This is a genomic window from Pseudomonas sp. BIGb0558, from assembly GCF_024807515.1.
GTDB lineage: Bacteria > Pseudomonadota > Gammaproteobacteria > Pseudomonadales > Pseudomonadaceae > Aquipseudomonas > Aquipseudomonas yamanorum_A.
On sequence record NZ_JANUEW010000001.1, the window covers coordinates 288785 to 308316 of the forward strand.

The 19532-nt window shown below is 63.0% G+C and carries 17 protein-coding genes; 5 read left to right on the forward strand and 12 right to left on the reverse strand.

What is annotated here, in order from left to right:
- Nucleotides 1-20 precede the first annotated feature (20 nt).
- On the forward strand, nucleotides 21-1400 hold the full coding sequence (locus M2400_RS01325) for a DUF2868 domain-containing protein (protein WP_259195549.1): 1380 nt from the start codon (nucleotides 21-23) through the stop codon (nucleotides 1398-1400).
- A complete protein-coding gene (locus tag M2400_RS01330) occupies nucleotides 1393-2766 on the forward strand; it encodes a DUF3482 domain-containing protein (RefSeq protein ID WP_177112464.1) in 1374 nt (457 codons plus the stop codon). Before M2400_RS01325 ends, M2400_RS01330 begins: the two co-directional genes overlap by 8 nt.
- Here M2400_RS01330 and M2400_RS01335 read toward each other — a convergent pair.
- The 7 genes from M2400_RS01335 to M2400_RS01365 form a co-directional block, all read right to left on the reverse strand.
- Nucleotides 2763-3317 (reverse strand): phosphonate degradation HD-domain oxygenase, encoded by a 555-nt coding sequence (locus tag M2400_RS01335; RefSeq protein ID WP_177043844.1) that lies wholly within the window; start codon nucleotides 3315-3317, stop codon nucleotides 2763-2765. The genes M2400_RS01330 and M2400_RS01335 overlap by 4 nt on opposite strands.
- Complete coding sequence (locus M2400_RS01340; RefSeq protein WP_259195548.1) at nucleotides 3317-4441, reverse strand: TIGR03364 family FAD-dependent oxidoreductase; 1125 nt, start codon at nucleotides 4439-4441, stop codon at nucleotides 3317-3319. Before M2400_RS01340 ends, M2400_RS01335 begins: the two co-directional genes overlap by 1 nt.
- A gap of 126 nt (nucleotides 4442-4567) precedes the next feature.
- Nucleotides 4568-5593, reverse strand: a complete 1026-nt coding sequence (locus tag M2400_RS01345; RefSeq protein ID WP_177079226.1) for a putative 2-aminoethylphosphonate ABC transporter substrate-binding protein — start codon at nucleotides 5591-5593, stop codon at nucleotides 4568-4570.
- Between the two features lie 23 nt (nucleotides 5594-5616).
- Nucleotides 5617-7341, reverse strand: coding sequence for a putative 2-aminoethylphosphonate ABC transporter permease subunit (locus M2400_RS01350; protein ID WP_177043841.1), 1725 nt, complete (start codon nucleotides 7339-7341; stop codon nucleotides 5617-5619).
- 1 nt (nucleotide 7342) lies between these two features.
- Nucleotides 7343-8407, reverse strand: a complete 1065-nt coding sequence (locus tag M2400_RS01355; RefSeq protein WP_177120016.1) for a putative 2-aminoethylphosphonate ABC transporter ATP-binding protein — start codon at nucleotides 8405-8407, stop codon at nucleotides 7343-7345.
- Between the two features lie 229 nt (nucleotides 8408-8636).
- Nucleotides 8637-9500, reverse strand: coding sequence for a LysR family transcriptional regulator (locus M2400_RS01360; RefSeq protein ID WP_259195547.1), 864 nt, complete (start codon nucleotides 9498-9500; stop codon nucleotides 8637-8639).
- Nucleotides 9501-9516: 16 nt separating this feature from the next.
- Nucleotides 9517-11787: a heavy metal translocating P-type ATPase gene (locus tag M2400_RS01365; protein WP_259195546.1), complete on the reverse strand. Its 2271-nt coding sequence runs from the start codon at nucleotides 11785-11787 to the stop codon at nucleotides 9517-9519.
- 85 nt (nucleotides 11788-11872) lie between these two features.
- Between M2400_RS01365 and cadR the strand changes: the two genes are divergently transcribed.
- On the forward strand, nucleotides 11873-12322 hold the full coding sequence (gene cadR, locus M2400_RS01370) for a Cd(II)/Pb(II)-responsive transcriptional regulator (protein ID WP_259195545.1): 450 nt from the start codon (nucleotides 11873-11875) through the stop codon (nucleotides 12320-12322).
- A 93-nt stretch (nucleotides 12323-12415) separates the two neighbouring features.
- Here cadR and M2400_RS01375 read toward each other — a convergent pair whose 3' ends face one another.
- The 3 genes from M2400_RS01375 to M2400_RS01385 form a co-directional block, all read right to left on the reverse strand.
- A complete protein-coding gene (locus M2400_RS01375) occupies nucleotides 12416-13249 on the reverse strand; it encodes a thymidylate synthase (protein WP_076013026.1) in 834 nt (277 codons plus the stop codon).
- A 51-nt stretch (nucleotides 13250-13300) separates the two neighbouring features.
- Complete coding sequence (lgt, locus tag M2400_RS01380; RefSeq protein ID WP_010167785.1) at nucleotides 13301-14113, reverse strand: prolipoprotein diacylglyceryl transferase; 813 nt, start codon at nucleotides 14111-14113, stop codon at nucleotides 13301-13303.
- A gap of 66 nt (nucleotides 14114-14179) precedes the next feature.
- Nucleotides 14180-14962 (reverse strand): sulfite exporter TauE/SafE family protein, encoded by a 783-nt coding sequence (locus M2400_RS01385; protein WP_177043837.1) that lies wholly within the window; start codon nucleotides 14960-14962, stop codon nucleotides 14180-14182.
- Between the two features lie 89 nt (nucleotides 14963-15051).
- On the opposite strand from M2400_RS01385, the gene M2400_RS01390 reads away from it, so the two are divergent.
- Nucleotides 15052-15798, forward strand: a complete 747-nt coding sequence (locus M2400_RS01390; protein ID WP_259195543.1) for an NRDE family protein — start codon at nucleotides 15052-15054, stop codon at nucleotides 15796-15798.
- 112 nt (nucleotides 15799-15910) lie between these two features.
- On the opposite strand, the gene ptsP is transcribed toward M2400_RS01390, so the two are convergent.
- Entirely contained in the window at nucleotides 15911-18190 is a 2280-nt protein-coding gene (ptsP, locus tag M2400_RS01395; protein ID WP_010167790.1) for a phosphoenolpyruvate--protein phosphotransferase, read from the reverse strand.
- Nucleotides 18191-18212: 22 nt separating this feature from the next.
- Nucleotides 18213-18692 (reverse strand): RNA pyrophosphohydrolase, encoded by a 480-nt coding sequence (locus M2400_RS01400; RefSeq protein WP_003176750.1) that lies wholly within the window; start codon nucleotides 18690-18692, stop codon nucleotides 18213-18215.
- A 143-nt stretch (nucleotides 18693-18835) separates the two neighbouring features.
- On the opposite strand from M2400_RS01400, the gene M2400_RS01405 reads away from it, so the two are divergent.
- Nucleotides 18836-19492 carry an HAD family phosphatase gene (locus M2400_RS01405; RefSeq protein WP_177043835.1) on the forward strand — a complete coding sequence of 219 codons (657 nt, stop codon included), beginning with the start codon at nucleotides 18836-18838 and terminating at the stop codon, nucleotides 19490-19492.
- Nucleotides 19493-19532: the final 40 nt, after the last annotated feature.

Genomic DNA, 19532 nt, shown 5'->3' on the forward strand with positions numbered 1-19532 from the left:
CTGGCTCAACAGGACGACGCGTGACTGCTCTGAATCCCCTGCAAACACTCTGGCTGACCGAAACCGTGCGCCTGCGGGAGGAACACGCGGGCGCCCTGGAAGACCAGGAAGCCAATCGCCTGGCCCGCAGCACCGGCGGTGACTTGCCCACGCGCATCCAGAACCGTGCGCTGTGGCTGGCCGAACGCGATGGCCTGACCGCCGCCCTGACCCGCTGGCTGCAAGGTGCGCGCCTGGCGCTGATCCTGCTGGCGGCGGTCGCTATTATCAGCGGCGCCGGCCTGGCGTTTGCCGCGCTGGGCAATGGCCTGGTGCCGGTGAATGTGTTCTGGGCCCTGGGCAGCCTGCTGGGCTTGAACCTGATCCTGTTGTTGAGCTGGGCCCTGGGCCTGCTGTTTGCCGGTGAACACGGCGCCAGCCTCGGGCGCCTGTGGTTATGGCTCAGCGAAAAACTCGCTCGCGACGCCAAGGCTGCGCAACTGGCGCCCGCCCTGCTGCTGTTGCTGCAACGGCGCAAGCTCAATCGCTGGGCCGTCGGCGTGCTGGTCAACAGCCTATGGCTATTGGCGCTGCTCAGCGCCATGGTGATCCTGCTGACGCTGTTGGCCACCCGGCGCTACGGCTTTGTGTGGGAAACCACCATTTTGCGGGCCGACACCTTTGTCGCCGTGACCCAAACCCTTGGCGCCCTGCCGGCGTTGCTGGGCTTCAACGTGCCCACCGTCGAGATGATCCGCGCCAGCGGCGATGCCGCCCTGAATATCGAAAGTGCCCGCCAGGCCTGGGCCGCCTGGCTGGTGGGCGTGCTGCTGGTGTACGGCATCCTGCCGCGGCTGATCCTCGCGCTGCTGTGCCTGTGGCGCTGGAAACGCGGGCGCGCCGCCTTGAGCCTCGACCTCAACCTGCCCGGCTACAGCCAACTGCGCGAACGGCTGATGCCCAGCAGCGAACGGCTTGGGGTCAACGATGCAGCGCCCGACCAATTGCATCACGTGACCGGCGGCGTCAGTGAACTGCAAAGTGACGGCGCCCTGCTGGTGGCTATCGAGCTGGACGAACAGCGCCCGTGGCCGCCGAAGCTCCCGGCCAGCGTCAAGGACGCCGGCATCCTCGACAGCCGCGAATCGCGCAACAAGCTGCTGGAACAGCTCACTCGCTTCCCGCCCGCACGCCTGGCCATCGCCTGCGACCCACGGCGCTCGCCGGATCGCGGCAGCCTCGCGCTGATCGCCGAACTGGCCCGCAGCGCCACAGCCACCCGCGTCTGGCTGCTGCAAGCGCCGGCGGGCCAGGCCCTGGACGCAGAACGCCTGGGTGATTGGCATGCGGCCTTGCAACAACTGGAGATTCCGTTCGCCGATTGCGCGCCGCTCACTTGGCTGGAGACCGGTCATGACTAAGCCCCTGAAACTCGCGGTGGTCGGCCACACCAACGTCGGCAAGACCTCGTTGCTGCGCACCCTCACACGAGACGTCGGTTTTGGTGAAGTGTCCCATCGGCCCAGCACCACCCGGCACGTCGAGGGCGCACGCCTGTCGGTAGACGGCGAAGCCTTGCTGGAGCTGTACGACACCCCCGGCCTGGAAGATGCCATCGCCCTGCTCGACTACCTCGAACGCCTGGACCGCCCCGGCGAACGCCTCGACGGCCCGGCTCGGCTGGCGCGTTTTCTGGAAGGCAGCGAGGCCCGCCAGCGTTTCGAGCAGGAAGCCAAGGTGCTGCGCCAACTGCTGGCCTCGGATGCTGGCCTCTACGTAATCGACGCCCGTGAACCGGTGCTGGCCAAATATCGCGATGAGCTGCAAGTGCTGGCCAGCTGCGGCAAACCGCTGCTGCCGGTGCTCAATTTTGTCAGCAGCGCCGACCACCGCGAGCCGGACTGGCGCGAAGCATTGGCCCGTCTCGGCCTGCACGCACTGGTGCGTTTCGACAGCGTGGCGCCGCCGGAAGACGGCGAGCGCCGCCTGTATGAAAGCCTCGCCCTGCTGCTGGAAAATTCCCGTGGGCAACTGGAGCGGCTGATCCTCGACCAGGAAGCCCAACGCCAGGCACGCCAGCAAAGCGCGGCGCGGCTGATTGCCGAACTGCTGATCGACTGCGCCGCCTGCCGCCGCAGCGTGGTCAGCGAAGCTGAAGTGGAGCAACAAGCCATCAGCGAACTGCGCAAAGCCGTGCGCCAGCGCGAACAAAAGTGTGTGGAGGCCCTGCTCAAACTGTTCGGCTTCCGCCCCCAAGACGCCGCCGCCAGCGACTTGCCGCTGCTGGACGGCCGTTGGGGCGATGACCTGTTCAACCCCGAAACCCTCAAGCAACTGGGCGTGCGGGTCGGCGGCGGCATCGCGGCCGGCGCGGCAGCTGGTGCGGGTGTGGATCTACTGGTGGGCGGCCTGACTCTCGGCGCCGCCGCCCTCGCCGGGGCCATCGCCGGCGGTGCCCTGCAAACTGCTCGCAGCTATGGCAGCCGCCTGTTGGGCAAGATCAAGGGCCAGCGCGAGCTGACCGTCGACGACAGCGTGCTGCGCCTGTTGGCCCTGCGCCAGCGGCAACTGCTCAAGGCCCTGAACCTGCGCGGGCATGCGGCGATCCACAGCATCAAGGTCGACACGCCCCAGGACAAGACCTGGCGCGAAGGCAAGCTGCCGGAAGCCCTGAACAGGGCCCGCGCCCACCCGCAATGGTCGTCCCTCAACCCGCATCCGAAACTGAGCCAGGCCGAGCGCCAGGAACAGATCGAAGCCCTGGCCCAGCGCCTCGACGAGACCTAAGCCGCCAACAGGTGCCGGGCCTTGGACTTCAGCACCTCAAGGTCCAGCACCGGCACGTGCATTTCCTTGGCCTGTTCATCCCAATGGCGCATGCGCAGACTCACGGCGCACAAAGGGTCCTGCTCGAACGCCCGGGCTTCTTCGGCCGTCATCACGCCGCCCTGGTAACCCAGGGTGCGGCGACTGGCTTCGCTCAGGCGCGCGTAGTAATCCGGCTGGCTGAAGGTCAGGTAACGCTTGGCCTGCACGTGATATTCCACCAGCTTGGCCATGCGCTCGCTGAAACCTGCCCGGCGCAGATAATCAGCTCCCAGCCGTTCATGGCTGACCACGCCATAACCGCCCATGTTCTCGCCGCCTTGACCGCAGATGTGCCCGATATCGTGGAAGAACGCCGCCAGCACCACTTCATCATCGAAGCCTTCGGCCATGGCCAACTGCGCAGCCTGGGACATGTGCTCGATCTGCGAGACCGGCTCACCGATGTAATCGGCGGTGCCGTGCTGTTCGTATAAGCCAAAGACTTCGGCGATTGCCTGCTCAGCGTTCATCACGCATTCCCCCATAGCTCGGTGATATTGCGCTCGGCCATCGCCGGCCCGACGCTCATGCCCACACCGGTGTGCATCAACGCCGCACTCACCCCCGGTGCCGCCCGCAGGAACGAGAACGGCGCCGGCCCACGGGAACCATAGACGCCCTGCCAACGTTCCACGACCTGGATCTTGCAGCCCAGGGTGTGCTCCGCCAGCTCGATCATCCAGTTGTCCACCTGTTCGGCGTTGAACGGTGATGGATCGCTGCCGTAATGATGGGAATCCCCGATGATCAGTTCTCCGTACGGTGTCGGGCTGATCAGCAGGTGGATGCCGTTTTCGTGCAAGTGCGGGACGTCCCGCAGGATTTCGGCCTGTACCGGCGCCGCTTCCGGCAAGTCGGCGAACGCGCCGTAGTGCACGCAGCTGAGGCCGGTCAGCACGGCATGTTGCAGGTTCAAATCCACAGCAGGCCGGGCGCGCAGCATTTGCAGGCGGCAGATTTGCGGGTTGAGTTCGGCGATCTGCTCGGCCAGCAGCGTCTGGTAGTCGTGGCCGGAGCAGACAATGATCTGCTCGCCGCGAAAGGAGCCGGCGCTGGTGTGCACCTGGCCGGGCTCGATGTCGCGTACGAGGGTGGAGAAATGAAACTCCACGTTGAGTTCGCGGCCGAGGTAGTTGATCAGCGCCGGGATGGCTTCCCGGGAATACAGTTGTTGATCGTCCAGGCCATGGAGCGCAGCGCGGTGATGGGCGAACTGGCCGCCGTACAGGTCTTGCAGCGCTGCACCCTGGAGCAGTTCGACGCGATAGCCGTGCTCCTGGGCGCGCCCGGCGCAGAAGGCTTCAAGCAGGTGCTCTTCGGCTTCGGTGCGGGCGAACAGGTAGGAGCCATTGCGCTTGAGCTGGATGCCGGCGAGTTGCGCCCACTGGCCCCAGATATCGTGGCTTTCACGGGCCAGGTCGAGCATCGGCCCGGGCGGCTGGCCGGTGACCAGGGCCTGGCCAAAGTTGCGCACGGAGGCGCCCAGCGGTGTGGCGCTGCGTTCGAAGACCTTGACCTTGAGGCCGCGCTTGGCGGCCGCGTAGGCGTGGGACAGGCCGAGGATGCCGGCGCCGATGATCAGCAGTTGTGTCATGAAGTGATGTCCTGAATTCGAGACCGCTATCGCAGGCAAGCCAGCTCCCACATTGGAAGGTATTCACAATCCAAAATGTGGGAGCCGGGCCTGCCCGCGATGAGGCCATCAGCCCAAACGAAATGCCTACTGGCCGGCCACCTTTTCCGACTTACCGTCATAGCGCTTGCGCCACTCGGTCAGTATGTTGTCGCGGTTTTTCGAGGCCCAGGCGAAGTCGTTCTTGATCAACCGCTGCTCGTAATCCGCCGGCAATTCGGTCTGCGGCTTGGCAATCCCCGGCTGGGCCAGGACCGCGAAGTTTTCCTTGTACAACTCCATCGCCGCCGGGCTTGCGGAGAAGTCGGCGAGTTTCTGTGCCGCGTCCGCATGGGCGGTGCCTTTGATCACGGCGGTAGCCTCGATGTCCCAACCCAGGCCTTCTTTCGGCAGGATGATGTCCAGCGGTGCACCCTGGCGCTTCAGTTGAACGGCCGGGTATTCGAAGGAAATGCCGATCGGGAATTCACCCGATGCCGCCAGCTTGCACGGCTTGGAACCGGAGTGAACGTACTGGCCAATGTTCTGGTGCAGGTCGTCCATGTACTGCCAGCCCTGCTTTTCGCCGAAGGTCTGCAACCAGGCGCTCACATCCAGGAAACCGGTGCCGGACGAGGCCGGGTTGGGCATCACGATCTTGCCCTTGTACTCGGGCTTGGTCAGGTCTTGCCAGCTCACCGGTTTGCTCAGGCCCTGCTTTTCAGCTTCGACGGTGTTGAAGCAGATGGTTGCGGCCCACACGTCCATGCCGACCCAGGCCGGCGGGTTGGCGGCGTCGCGGTAGTTCGCGCCGATCTTGCCCAAGTCGGCCGGAGCGTAGTTTTGCAGCATGCCTTGCTGGTCGAGGATCGCCAGGCTGGACGCCGCCAGGCCCCACACTACATCAGCCTGCGGGCGGGCTTTTTCGGCCAGCAGCTTGGCAGTGATGATGCCGGTAGAGTCGCGCACCCATTTGATCTCGATGTCCGGGTTAACCTTTTCGAAGGCCTGTTTGTAGGTCTTCAATTGCTCGGCTTCGAGGGCCGTGTACACGGTCAACTCGGTCTTGGCGGCAAAGGCATTCAGGCTGAACGCAGTGAGCACAGCAGCGGCTAACGCCAGGGGCTTGAACATGGTGCAGTTCCTTTATGGGTGAATTATTGGCCGGGCGCGGTTTGGCGCCAGGCCTGGGAGCGGCGCAACAAGCCGCGTGAGGCCCACGCCAGCAGCAGGGACACGCCCGCCGAGGTGAACAGAATCAGGGTCGACATGGCCGCCGCGCCGCCGACGTTGCCGGCGTCGTCCATGTTCAGCACGGCGACGGCGGCGAGGATGGTGTCGGGGCTGTAGAGGAAGATCGCGGCGGAAACGGTGGTCATCGCCGACACGAACAGGTAGCGCACGATGTCCAGCAACGCCGGCAGGCAGATCGGCACGGTGACCCGCAAGTAATGGCGGTACAGCGGCGCCTTCAGCGACAGCGCGGCGGCTTCGAATTCCGCATCCAGTTGGCGCAAGGCCGTAGTGGCGGTCATTTGTGCGGTGGTCAAATAGTGAGCAATGGTGCACACCACCAGCAAGCTCATGGTTCCGTAGAACACATGCAGCGGGTTGCCATTGAGGTTGAAAAAGAACACGTAGCCCAGGCCCAGCACCAACCCCGGCACCGCCATCGGTACGAAGCTGAGCATGCGCAATGCCAGGTTCAGGCCCTTCTGGCCGCGGGTTTTTTCCATCAGGTAGGCACCGGTGAAGATCAGCACGCTGCCGATCAACGCGGTGCACAGGGCCATGGTGATGCTGTTGCGATAGGCCAGCCAACCGCCGCCGGCCGTGTCTTCGAACTGGTAGTGGGCCAGCGACAGCGACAGGTTGTAGGGCCAGAATTTCACCAGCGATGAATAGACCGCCATGCCGAACACCAACAGCAAGGTCGCGCAGATCAGCAGGACGACGGCCAGGTAGCAGCTATCCCGCAGCTTCGACGGCGCCGGCTGGAACACCTGGGCGCGGCCGCTCATGGAGTCGCCATGCCGGCGGCGCAACCAGGCGTCCACACCGAAGCTGAACAGCGCCGGCAACAGCAGGACCATGCCGATCAAGGCGCCACGGCCGAATTGCTGCTGGCCGACCACGGCCTTGTAGGCTTCCAGCGCCAGCACCTGGTAGTCGCCACCGACGACGACGGGCACGCCGAAGTCAGTGATGGTCAGGGTGAACACCAGGCAAAACGCGGCGAACACCGCCTGGCGGGTCGCGGGCCAGGTGATGCTGCGAAACGCCCGGGACGGGCTCGCGCCCATGCTCGATGCGGCATCGAACAATCGCGCATCCGCCAGGGAAAGCGCCGACAACAAAATCATCAAGGCATGGGGAAAGGTGTAGATCACTTCACCGAGCACGATGCCCCAGAAACCATAGATGTTGTCCGACAGCAGCCCGCGCAGCATGCCCTGGTTACCGAACAGGTAGACCAGTGCAATCCCCGGCAGCATCGACGGCGCCATCAACGGCAGCAGCGACATGCCGCGCCAGATCGCCTTGCCGGGAATCAGCGTGCGTTGCAGGGCGTAGGCAAACAGATAAGCCAGCGGTACGACGATGGCCGCCACGCTGAGGGAAACTTTCAGGCTGTTACCCAGCAACCAGTGAAAGTTATCGCTGGTGACCAACTCCCGCGCGGCCACCAGGCCGCCGCCCTGCCCGGCTTCACTGCTGAAGCCGCGCCAGAAGATAGCCGCCAGCGGCATCAGCACCGCAACGCTCAACAGGCACAGCCAGAGCAGCTTGCCGCCGACCACAAAAATACGGTCGCCGACGTCGGCACGGGAAACCTGTCGAGCCACGTTATCGGGTATCGGCAGCGTCATATCGCGGGCCATCTCAGGCAAACACCTGCAGGCTGCGCGGGGGCAGCGCGACCCAGATGTCCTGGGCGCCGAGGCGCGGCATGGCTTCCGGGGCCAGCTCGGCCAGCAGCGGATGGCCAGGCAGTTGGTCCAGCTCGAAGCTCATGCGGCAGCGGTTGCCGAGGAAGGTGATCTCGCGGACCTTGGCCGGGAACAGGTTTTCTTCATGCACCGGCGGGTTGACGCTGATGGCTTCCGGGCGGCAGAACAGACGGCCCGACTTTGCGGCACCGGAGTTTTCCGCCAGGCGCATATTCATCCCGCCGACCTGGGCGTGGCTGGCGCTGTTGCGGCTGAACGGCAGCCAGTTGCCCTGGCCGACGAACTCGGCCACGAACGGCGTGGCCGGGCGGTCGTAGATTTCCTGGGGCGTGGCGTATTGCTCGACCTTGCCGTTGTTCATCACGGCGATGCGGTCGGCCATCAACATGGCCTCGTCCTGGTTGTGGGTGACCATCAACGTGGTGATGCCCAGGCGGCGTTGCAGCTGGCGCAGCTCGGTGCACAGATGCTCGCGCACCCGGGCGTCGAGGGCCGACATGGGTTCGTCCAGCAGCAGCAAGGATGGCGCCGGTGCCAACGCGCGGGCCAGGGCTACACGTTGTTGCTGGCCGCCGGAGAGTTGGCCGGGGTATTTTTTTTCGCTGCCTACCAGGCCCACCAGTTCCAGCATCTGCCCGACGCGCTTGCGCACTTCATCGCGACCACTGCCGGTGAGGCCGTAGCCGATGTTTGCTTCGACAGTGAGATTGGGGAACAGCGCGTAGGACTGGAACAGGATGCCGTAGTCCCGCGCCTGGGGTGCCAGTAGGGAAACGTCGCGTTCGCCGAGGTACAACTCGCCGCTGTCCTGACGCTCCAGGCCTGCAATGCAGCGCAGCAAGGTGGTCTTGCCGCAGCCCGACGGGCCCAGCAGGCACACCAGTTCGCCGGCGGCGACGTCCAGGGACACGTTATCCAGCGCGGTGAAGGCGCCGAAGCGTTTCTGTACACCGCGCACTTTCATTGGCGCGCCGGGGTTGCTCAGGACTGTGTTCATGGAGGCACCTCATCAAACTGATGAAGCTCATCCTAGGCAGGCAATGCGTCCCTCTTGTGGCAGAAAGGCAAAACGTGGCGATAGTGGTATTGGTGGATTTGGGTAGGGCTTGAGGAAGGTTTTGCCTGGACCGGCGCCATCGCGGGCAAGCCCGGCTCCCACAGTTGATCGAGTCGGGCCAGCGAAATGCATTCCAGCTGTGGGAGCTGGCTTGCCTGCGATGGCGCCTTCAGATCGGCGACATTTCCTGCGCCAACCCCAGAAACGCCGCCGGCAACCGCGCACTCTTTCTCTCTTTGAGGCAGTACAAGTACTCAGGAATCTGCGGGGCATTCTCGATGGTCAGCACGCGCAATTGCGGGTCGTGGGGCACTTCCTGACGGGCAATGATGCTGATGCCGATGTTGCGCAGCACCGCCTCACGGATCGATTCCCGGCTGCCGATCTCCAGCAGCGGCCCGTAATTCACGCCGGCACCCTGCAGCATTTCTTCGGTCAATCGGCGGGTGGTGGAGCCCGGTTCGCGCATCAGCAAGGTGTGCCCGGCCAGCGCGGTCAGCGGTACATGGTCGAGCACCGCCAGCGGATGGTTGCGATGCACCGCCAGCACCAGCGGGTCCATGCCCAGCACCCGGCGAATCAGGCGCGGGTCTTCAAGCAACTGGGATGAGGCGGCGACGTCGACGCGGTAATCATCCAGCGCTTCCAGCACTTGCTGGGAGTTGCCGATTTCCACCGAGACTTCAACCTGCGGCAGCCGCTCGCGGAAGGTTTTGACAAGGTCGAGGATGTAATACGGCGCCGTCGCGGCAATCCTCAACGCGCCTTGCACCTGGCCACTGTTGCGCAGGAAAAACTCGATATCCGCTTCCTGCTGCAACAGCGCCTTGACCATCGGCAACAGCCGCGCGCCTTCGTCGCTGACGGTGAGGCGGCGCCCGCCGCGGTAGAACAACTCTACCGAGTACTGGCTTTCCAGGTGACGAATCTGGGTGGTCACCGTGGGCTGGCTCAGCCCGAGCTTTTTCGCCGCCTGGGTAATGCTGCCCAGGCGGGCGACCATGTAAAACGCCTTCAGCTCGGTACTCAGCACACCATCCTCTCATCGACTATTTGCGCAACAGGCGCAGACCATTGAACACCACCAGCAGGCTCACGCCCATGTCGGCGAACACCGCCATCCACATGGTGGCCATTCCGAGGAAGGTCACCGCCAGGAAGATCGCCTTGATCACCAGGGCCAGGGCGATGTTCTGCTTGAGGATACTCGACGTTTGCCGCGACAGCCGAATGAATGCCGGAATCTTGCGCAGGTCATCGTCCATCAGCGCCACGTCGGCGGTCTCGATGGCGGTGTCGGTACCGGCGGCCGCCATGGCAAACCCGATCTCGGAACGGGCCAGCGCCGGGGCGTCGTTGATGCCGTCGCCGACCATGCCGACCCGGTGGCCCTTGGCGTAGAGCGCTTCGATGGCTTGCAGTTTATCGGTGGGCAACAGGTCGCCCTGGGCCTGGTCGATGCCGACCTGATCGGCGATCGCCTTGGCGGTGTGGGTGTTGTCGCCGGTGAGCATCAGGGTCTTGATGCCCAGGTCATGCAACTGCTGGATGGCTTCGCGACTGGTGTCCTTCACGGTGTCGGCCACGGCGAACAGCGCCAGCGGGCCGGACTTGTCCAGCAACAGGACCACGGACTTGCCTTGTTTTTCCAGGGCGAAGAGCTTCTTCTCCAGGGCCGGCGAGCACAGGTTCAGCTCTTCCACCAGACGGTGGTTGCCCAGGTAATAGACTTCGCCGTTGATCTCGCCCTTCACACCGCGACCGGTCAGGGCCTCGAAGTTATCCACAGTGTGCACGCTGAGATTCTTATCCACAGCCGCGTTGGCGATCGCCAGGGACACCGGGTGATCGGAACGCCCGGCCAGGCTGGCGGCCAGGGCCGGCGCGCTGTCTTGCATGTTCGGGAACAGCGCCAGGTAATCGGTTTGCACCGGCTTGCCGTGGGTGATGGTGCCGGTCTTGTCGAGGGCGAGGTAGTCGAGCTTGTAACCGCCCTCCAGGTACACGCCGCCCTTGATCAGGATGCCTTTGCGCGCCGCGGCGGCCAGGCCGCTGACGATGGTCACCGGTGTGGAAATCACCAGTGCACACGGGCACGCGACCACCAGCAATACCAGGGCGCGATAGATCCAGTCGAACCAGACGCCGCCCATGAACAGTGGCGGAATCAGGGCCACACCCAAGGCAAAGAGGAACACTGCAGGGGTGTAGATTTTCGAGAAGCTGTCGACAAACCGCTGCGTCGGCGCGCGGGCGCCCTGGGCCTGTTCCACGGCGTGGATGATCCGCGCCAGGGTGGAGTTGTTGGCGGCGGCGGTGACTTTGTACTCCAGGGAACCGGCCTGGTTGATGGTGCCCGCGAAGACTTTGTCGCCCACGGTCTTTTCAATCGGCAGGCTTTCGCCGGTGATCGGCGCCTGGTCGATGGTGGACTGGCCGGAGGTGACTTCGCCATCCAGGCCAATACGCTCGCCGGGACGAACCCGCACGATGGCGCCCAGTTCGATGACTTTGACGTCTTGTTCAACCCAACTGCCGTCAGCCTGACGCACAGTGGCCTGCTCCGGCGTCATCTGCATCAAGCCGCTGATGGCATTGCGCGCGCGGTCGAGGGACTTGGCCTCGATCAGTTCGGCCACGGTGAACAGGAACATCACCATCGCCGCTTCCGGCCACTGGCCAATAAGGATCGCACCGGTCACGGCGATGCTCATCAGGGCGTTGATGTTCAGGTTGAGGTTCTTCAGGGCGATCCAGCCCTTTTTATAGGTGGTGAGGCCGCCGCTGAAGATCGAGACCATTGCGACCAGGGCAATCACCCACGTCGGGGCGGCGTTGGTGAAGTGCAGCACTTCGGCGCCCAAGGCACCGATGCCGGACACAGCCAGCGGCCACCAGTGTTTCTTCGCAGGCGGTTCAGCCGGAGCTACGCCTTCTTCGATGGGGTCTGCCTGCATGCCCAGAGACTTGATGGCCTCGACAATCGGCGCAGTAGTCGGCAGGTCGTGGGTCACGCCGAGGATGCGGTTGATCAGGTTGAATTCCAGCTGCTGCACGCCGGCGAGCTTGCCCAGTTTGTTCTGGATCAGCGTCTGTTCGGTGGGGCAGTCCATGGCTTCGATACGGAAGGTGCTCAGCCGCGAGCCCGCTGTCGGGGCTTCGGTCAGCTTCACCAGCGCAGGCGCGGCCTTGCTGGAACAGCAGGAATCGCCATGGCTGCCATGGTCGTGCTTCTGCACAGGTTGCAGCTTGGGGCCATGATCGTGCGCGTGGTCATGATCATGGTCGTGCTTGTGCGGGGTGTGGATGGAGTCGCTCATTCTGTCGCGTCCGTAAAGGTGCCTGTTGCCAAGTAAAGACCCTGTAGCCACTATAGGGTCAAGCACCCTTTTGGAGATTGCTGCGATGAAGATCGGCGAATTGGCAAAATTGACGGATTGCCATGTGGAAACCATCCGTTATTACGAGAAGGAAGGCCTGCTGCCGCCGCCTGCGCGCAGCGACGGGAACTACCGCCTGTACACCCAGGCGCACACCGAACGGCTGGTGTTTATCCGCAATTGCCGCAGTCTGGACATGACCCTTGAGGAGATTCGCAGCCTGCTGGGCCTGCGGGACAGCCCTCAGGACCAGTGCGAAAGCGTGAACGCATTGATCGACGAGCACATTCACCACGTCAAGGCGCGGATCGACGGGCTGCTGGCGTTGCAGGAACAGTTGCTCGACCTGCGCCAACGCTGTGGCGGTGGGCCGGACCTGGATCAGTGCGGAATTTTGCAGCGGCTGGAAGTCAGCGGGAGTGTCGCGGCCAGCGAGGCTGAGCCCTCGCATGTGGGCAGGAGCCACGGCCATTGAGAAGCTTGGCGCCATCGCGGGCAAGCCCGCTCCCACAGGGGAATGCATTTCAACTGTGGGAGCGGGCTTGCCTGCGATGCAGACACTGCGGTCTCAGATCGCTACATCAGCCTTGATGCTCGGGTCGGCGTCGTAGCCCACGATTTCAAAGTCTTCGAATTTGTAATCGTAGATCGACTCGGGTTTGCGCTTGATCACCAGTTCCGGCAGCTTCTTCGGCGTGCGCGCCAGCTGGGTCTGGATCTGTTCCATATGGTTGCTGTACGCATGGGTGTCGCCCGTGGTGACGATGATCTCGTGAGGGATCAGGTCGCACTGCTGGGCCAGCATATGGGTGAGCAACGCCAGGGCCGCGGTGTTGTACGGCAGGCCGAGGAATACGTCGGAGCTGCGGATATACAACTGCATCGACAGGTGACCGTCATGCACAAACGCCTGGTACAGCAGGTGGCACGGCGGCAGGGCCTGCTTGCCGTCGCGGGCGTTTTGCTGGGGGCTTTTGGTCTCGTCCGGCAGGTACTCGACGTTCCAGCCGTGGAACAGGATGCGGCGGCTGTTGGGGTTGGTCTTCAACGTCTCGACCATGTAGTCGATCTGGTTAATCTTGCCGCCGTCCTTGGTTGGCCAGGCGGTCCACTGCTCGCCGTACACCGGGCCCAGGTCGCCGTCTTCGGTGGCCCATTCGTCCCAGATCTTTACGCCGTTTTCATTCAGCCACTTGATGTTGGTGTTGCCGCTCAACATCCAGATCAATTCGTTGGCGATGCTTTTGAAGTGAAGCTTCTTGGTGGTCAGCAGCGGGAAGCCGTCGGCCAAGCTATGCCGAAACTGACGGGCAAACACGGCCTTGGTGCCGGTGCCGGTGCGGTCGCCCTTGGTCAGGCCATTGGTCACGACATCGTTCAGTAGTTCGAGATATTGCTTCATGTGTATACCTGTATCGTTGAAGCCGGGACCCTCGGGCCCCGGCGTTCGAATTTAAAGCGCGGTGTTCTTGATGCCTTGGGGGCGATTGTAAGCCCACCACAGCAGGCCCAGGCCGGCGATGATCATCGGCAGGCTGAGAATCTGACCCATGGTCACCCAGCCCCACGCCAGGTAGCCCAACTGCGCATCCGGCACCCGGACGAACTCGACGATAAAGCGGAAGATCCCGTAGAACAACGCGAACATGCCCGACACGGCCATGGTTGGGCGTGGCTTGCGCGAGAAGATATAAAGGATCAGGAACAACGCCACACCTTCCAGGGCGAACTGGTACAGCTGCGACGGGTGACGAGGCAACTGCGCCGGGTCGCTGAACGGCGGGAACACCATGGCCCACGGCACATCGCTCGGCTTGCCCCACAATTCGGCGTTGATGAAGTTACCGATACGCCCGGCACCCAGGCCAATCGGCACGAACGGGGCGACGAAGTCCATCAACTGGAAGAACGACTTGCCGTTACGCCGGCCAAACCACCAGGCGGCGATCATCACGCCCACAAACCCGCCGTGGAACGCCATGCCGCCCTTCCACACCTCGAAGATCAGCGTCGGGTTGGCGATGTAGGCTGGCAGGTCGTAGAACAGCACATACCCCAGGCGTCCGCCGACGATGACCCCCATCGACATCCAGAACACCATGTCGGAGAGCTTCTCCTTGGTCCAGGTCGGGTCGAAACGGTTCAGGCGCCGGGAAGCCAGCAGCCAGGCACCGCCGATGCCGATCAGGTACATCAACCCGTACCAGTGGATTTGCAGCGGACCGATGGCCACGGCCACCGGGTTGATCTGCGGGTAAGGCAGCATTGCGACTCCTCGTTAAATCAATAGTCATGGCGCATCGGACCATGCCGGTGCGCGATTAAGCCTGCGTTACAGCAAAAAATTCAGCCCTACGCAAAACAGCAGCCCGGCGAACAGCCGCTTGAGCAAGCGCGGCGACAACCGGTGCGCCAGGCGCGCGCCGAAACGGGCGGCCACCATGCTGGTCAGGGCAATGCCCAGCAGCGCCGGCAAATACACAAAGCCGAGACTATGATCGGGCAGCAGCGGATCATGCCAGCCCAGAATCATGAAACTTAACGCACTGGCCAGGGCAATCGGCAAGCCGCAGGCCGATGAAGTGGCCACCGCCTGCTGCATCGGCACGCTGCGCCAGGTCAGGAACGGCACGGTCAACGAACCGCCACCCGTACCGAAAATCGCCGACGACCAGCCAATCACCCCGCCCGCCAACGTCAGGCCCAGCTTACCCGGCACCTGGCGGCTGGCCTTGGGCTTGAGCTCCAGGGTCATCTGCACGGCGATCACCAGGGCGAATACACCAATGATTTTCTGTAGATGCGGCCCGGAGATCGCCTCGGCGGTCAGCGCGCCGACGCCTGCGCCCAGCAGGATGCCCACGGCCATCCATACGAAGATCGGCCAGCGCACCGCGCCGCGTCGGTGATGCTCACGCACCGCATTCACCGACGTGAAGATAATAGACGCCAGGGACGTGCCCACAGCCAGGTGGGTCAGCACCGAGGGATCAAAGCCCTGCAAGGTGAAACTGAACACCAGCACCGGCACAATAATGATGCCGCCGCCCACGCCGAACAGCCCCGCGAGCATGCCCGCACAGGAACCCAGCAGCAAATACAGCAGAAATTCCATGGCAGCCCCCGAAAACAGACCGGCATGTTAACGGATGCAAAGCACAGGGTTCTATGGGTAGAGTGGGCAAAACACAAAGGGATCGCCTTATGTGCCTGATTGTTTTCGCCTGGCGGCCGGGCCACGCCCAGCCGCTGATCGTCGCGGCCAACCGTGATGAATTTTATGCCCGGCCCAGCTTGCCGTTGGCCCAATGGCTGGATGTGCCTCATGTTTACGCGGGCCGCGACCAGGAAGCGGGCGGGACCTGGCTGGGGGTTGGCGCAGATGGGCGCTTTGCGGCGCTGACCAATATTCGGGATCCGCACCAGCCGCCGGCGCGCAAGTCCAGGGGTGAGTTGGTAGCGCGCTTTCTCAGTGGTTCGCTGCCGATTGACGACTATTTGGCCGATGTTAACGGCAGGTCAATTGAATATGCCGGGTTTAACCTGTTGGTCGGAACGCGGGATGAACTGTGGCATTACAACGCCAAGGATTCAGCGCCGAGTCAATTGGTGGCAGGGGTTTATGGGTTATCCAATGCCGGGCTGGATACGCCCTGGCCGAAGTTGGTGAAGGCCAAGGCGGCGCTGGAGGCCTTATTGGAAGATCCGCAGCCTGAGGCCTTGCTGGGGATTTTGAGCGACCCGCAAACCGCACCGTTTGCCGACCTGCCGGACACCGGCGTGGGGTTGGCGACGGAGAGTTTATTGTCGAGTGTGTTTATTACCAGCCCCAGCTATGGGACGCGGGCGAGCACGGCGCTGATTGTGAATGCCGACGGGACGCGGCATATCGTGGAGCGCAGTTTTGGGCCATATGGTGGGCAGTTGGGTGAAGTTGAACTGAAGGTGTAATTACTCACGTAGCAGCTGTCGAGCCTTGGCGAGGCTGCGTTAGCGGTGTGCCTGACACACCGCGGACGCAGCCTCGCCAAGGCTCGACAGCTGCTACGTACGCGTTACCCCTCTATAAGGTTTTTGCAGACGCCGGATTGATCATCCGCGCCAACCCAAGGTTCTTCAGCGCCAATTGCAGCGAGCTGTGGATAACTTGCGGGTTGTCGATGGTCATCAACTCCGCCAGCAGCTCCTTGGCCCGGCTCAAATTGATCTGGCGCAGCATCCATTTCACCTTCGGCAAGTTGGTGGCGTTCATCGACAGGCTGTCAAAGCCCATCGCCATCAACAACACCGCCGCCGCCGGGTCACCGGCCATCTCGCCGCAGATACTCACTTGCTTGCCTTCGGCATGGGCGTCGCGCACCACGTTCTGCAAGGCTTGCAGCACCGCCGGGTGCAGGTAGTCGTAAAGGTCGGCCACCCGCGGGTTGTTGCGGTCCACGGCCAGCAGGTACTGGGTCAGGTCGTTGGAGCCCACCGACAGGAAGTCCACCTGCCGCGCCAGCTCTTTAGCCTGGTACACCGCCGCCGGAATCTCGATCATCACGCCAATCGGCGGCATCGGCACGTCGGCGCCTTCGTCGCGCACTTCGCCCCAGGCCCGGTGGATCAGGTGCAGGGCTTCTTCCAGCTCGTGGGTGCCGGAGATCATCGGCAGCAAAATGCGCAGGTTGTTCAGGCCTTCGCTGGCCTTGAGCATGGCGCGGGTCTGGACGAGGAAGATTTCAGGGTGGTCGAGGGTAACGCGAATACCGCGCCAGCCAAGGAAGGGGTTGTCTTCCTTGATGGGGAAATACGACAGTGACTTGTCGCCGCCAATGTCCAGGCTGCGCATGGTCACCGGTAACGGATGGAAGGCGGACAGTTGCTCGCGATAAATCGCCAGCTGCTCCTTCTCACTCGGAAAACGCTGATTGATCATGAACGGCACTTCGGTGCGGTACAACCCAACACCTTCGGCGCCGCGCTGCTGAGCACGGGCCACGTCCGCCAGCAGGCCGGTGTTGACCAGCAGCGGCACGCGGTGGCCGTCGAGGGTCACGCACGGCAGTTCCCGCAGGGCATCAAGGCCCTGGGACAGCTGGCGTTCCTCTTCCACCACTTCGGCGTATTGCTTGCGCAGCACTTCGCTGGGGTTGGTGTAGACCTCGCCGTGGTAGCCGTCGACGATCATTTCGATGCCGTCGACCTTGGAATACGGCAGGTCCACCAGGCCCATCACCGTCGGAATGCCCATGGCCCGAGCCAGGATCGCGACGTGGGAGTTGCCCGAACCCAATACCGAAACCAGGCCCACCAGTTTGCCTTCGGGCACTTCGCCGAGCATGGTGGCGGTCAGTTCTTCACTGATCAGGATGGTGTTGTCGGGGTACACCAACGTGGTCGAGCGCTCTTCCTGCAGGTAGGCCAGCAGACGGCGACCGAGGTCCTTCACGTCCGAGGCGCGTTCGCGCAGATAGGCGTCGTCCATCAATTCGAAACGGTTGACGTGATCGGTGACCACCTGGCGCAGCGCGCCCTGGGCCCATTGACCGGTCTTGATCACGTCCTTGACTTCGCTGCCCAGGGACGCGTCGTCGAGCATCATCAGGTACACGTCGAACAGCGCCCGCTCTTCAGGCCGCAGCTGGGTGGCCAGCTTGGTCGACAGGGTGCGCATGTCATTGCGCACGCCTTCGAGGGCGGTCTTGAACAGGATGATTTCAGCGTCGATGTCGGTGACGGTCTTGTCCGGCACCACGTCCAGGTCGGCCGGCGGCAGCATGACCACGGCGGTACCGACGGCTGCACCCGGCGAACCCGGTACGCCGACGAACTTGGCTTCCTGGATGCCCTTGCCCTGGCGCCCCAGGCCGCGAATCGAGCCGGTGGCCTCGGCGTGGGCGATAACCCCGGCGAGCTGCGCGCTCATGGTCACGAGGAAGGCTTCTTCGCCTTCGTCGAACTGGCGGCGTTCTTTTTGCTGGATGACCAACACGCCGACAACGCGGCGGTGGTGAATGATCGGCGCACCGAGGAACGAGGCGTAGCGCTCTTCGCCGGTTTCGGCAAAGTAGCGATAACGCGGGTGGTCGGCCGCGTTTTCGAGGTTCAGGGGTTCTTCACGCGTCCCCACCAGGCCCACCAGACCTTCATTGGGCGCCATGCTGACCTTGCCGATGGAGCGCTTGTTCAAGCCCTCGGTGGCCATCAGGACAAAACGGTTGGTCTCGGGGTCCAGCAGGTAAACCGAGCAGACCTGGCTGCCCATGGCTTCCTTGACGCGCAACACAATAATCCCCAACGCCGCCTTGAGATCCTTGGCGGAGTTAACTTCCTGGACGATCTTGCGCAGCGTATTGAGCATGGCTCGGGGTCGAACTCCGTCGTCAGTCGCGCGCTAAAAGGCGCGGGGCAAGCTCTTTAAGAGCGCGACGATAAACCTCGCGCTTGAATGTCACCACCTGGCCCAACGGATACCAATAACTGACCCAGCGCCAGCCATCGAACTCCGGTTTACCGGTCAAATCCATCCGCACCCGCTGCTCGTTGGAGATCAGGCGCAGGAGAAACCATTTCTGTTTCTGGCCGATGCACAGCGGTTGGCTGTGGGTACGCACCAGACGTTGCGGCAAACGATAGCGCAACCAGCCTCGGGTGCAGGCCAGAATTTGCACATCTTCGCGTTCCAGGCCTACTTCTTCGTTCAACTCACGGTACAAGGCGTCTTCAGGGGTTTCGTCGGGGTTGATTCCGCCTTGAGGAAACTGCCAGGCATCTTGGTTGATACGGCGAGCCCATAGCACCTGTCCGGCATCATTCGTAAGAATAATCCCGACATTAGGACGGAAACCATCGGGGTCGATCACGGCAACAACCTCGCAAACGCATGTCACCGCATTGTTCCACAAAGATTGATACAGCGGCAACGAGGCTGCTTACCTTATGTGCACTCTTGTGAAAAGACCGTATTCTGGACGCCTTTTTACAGACTTTTCAGCGAGTAACTGCAATGCGCCTGGCTTTATTCGACTTGGACAACACGCTTTTGGGGGGTGACAGCGATCACGCCTGGGGCGATTACCTCTGTGAACGCGGGATTCTCGACGCGGTGGCCTACAAGGCCCGCAACGATGAGTTCTACCAGGATTACCTGGCCGGCAAGCTGGATAACGCCGAGTACCTGAACTTCTGCCTGGAAATCCTCGGTCGCACCGAGATGGCCCAGCTGGATGAATGGCACCGCGACTACATGCGCGACTGCATCGAGCCGATCCTGCTGCCACAGGCGATTGAATTGCTGGCCAAGCATCGGGCGGCGGGCGACAAGCTGGTGATCATCACCGCGACCAACCGCTTTGTGACCGCACCGATTGCCGAGCGGCTGGGGGTTGAGACCCTGATTGCCACGGAATGCGAGATGCAGGATGGCCGTTACACCGGGCGCAGTACGGATATCCCGTGCTTTCGCGAGGGCAAGGTGACGCGCTTGAATCGTTGGCTGGAAGAGACCGGGTACAACCTGGAGGACAGCTACTTCTACAGCGACTCGATGAATGACCTGCCGCTGCTGGAGCAGGTGACGCACGCGGTGGCGGTGGATCCGGATCCGAATCTGCGGGCTGAAGCCCAGAAGCGTGGCTGGCCGGTGATTAGCCTGCGCGGCTGAGGACGCCATCGCAGGCAAGCCAGCTCCCACACTTGAATGT

Excerpts from the sequence above, each read along its gene's own strand:
- M2400_RS01330 (WP_177112464.1), top strand. The coding sequence starts at position 1,393 with ATGACTAAGCCCCTGAAACTCGCGGTGGTCGGCCACACCAACGTCGGC.
- M2400_RS01335 (WP_177043844.1), bottom strand. The coding sequence starts at position 3,317 with ATGAACGCTGAGCAGGCAATCGCCGAAGTCTTTGGCTTATACGAACAG.
- M2400_RS01340 (WP_259195548.1), bottom strand. The coding sequence starts at position 4,441 with ATGACACAACTGCTGATCATCGGCGCCGGCATCCTCGGCCTGTCCCAC.
- M2400_RS01345 (WP_177079226.1), bottom strand. The coding sequence starts at position 5,593 with ATGTTCAAGCCCCTGGCGTTAGCCGCTGCTGTGCTCACTGCGTTCAGC.
- M2400_RS01350 (WP_177043841.1), bottom strand. The coding sequence starts at position 7,341 with ATGGCCCGCGATATGACGCTGCCGATACCCGATAACGTGGCTCGACAG.
- M2400_RS01355 (WP_177120016.1), bottom strand. The coding sequence starts at position 8,407 with ATGAACACAGTCCTGAGCAACCCCGGCGCGCCAATGAAAGTGCGCGGT.
- M2400_RS01365 (WP_259195546.1), bottom strand. The coding sequence starts at position 11,787 with ATGAGCGACTCCATCCACACCCCGCACAAGCACGACCATGATCATGAC.
- cadR (WP_259195545.1), top strand. The coding sequence starts at position 11,873 with ATGAAGATCGGCGAATTGGCAAAATTGACGGATTGCCATGTGGAAACC.
- M2400_RS01375 (WP_076013026.1), bottom strand. The coding sequence starts at position 13,249 with ATGAAGCAATATCTCGAACTACTGAACGATGTCGTGACCAATGGCCTG.
- lgt (WP_010167785.1), bottom strand. The coding sequence starts at position 14,113 with ATGCTGCCTTACCCGCAGATCAACCCGGTGGCCGTGGCCATCGGTCCG.
- M2400_RS01385 (WP_177043837.1), bottom strand. The coding sequence starts at position 14,962 with ATGGAATTTCTGCTGTATTTGCTGCTGGGTTCCTGTGCGGGCATGCTC.
- M2400_RS01390 (WP_259195543.1), top strand. The coding sequence starts at position 15,052 with ATGTGCCTGATTGTTTTCGCCTGGCGGCCGGGCCACGCCCAGCCGCTG.
- ptsP (WP_010167790.1), bottom strand. The coding sequence starts at position 18,190 with ATGCTCAATACGCTGCGCAAGATCGTCCAGGAAGTTAACTCCGCCAAG.
- M2400_RS01405 (WP_177043835.1), top strand. The coding sequence starts at position 18,836 with ATGCGCCTGGCTTTATTCGACTTGGACAACACGCTTTTGGGGGGTGAC.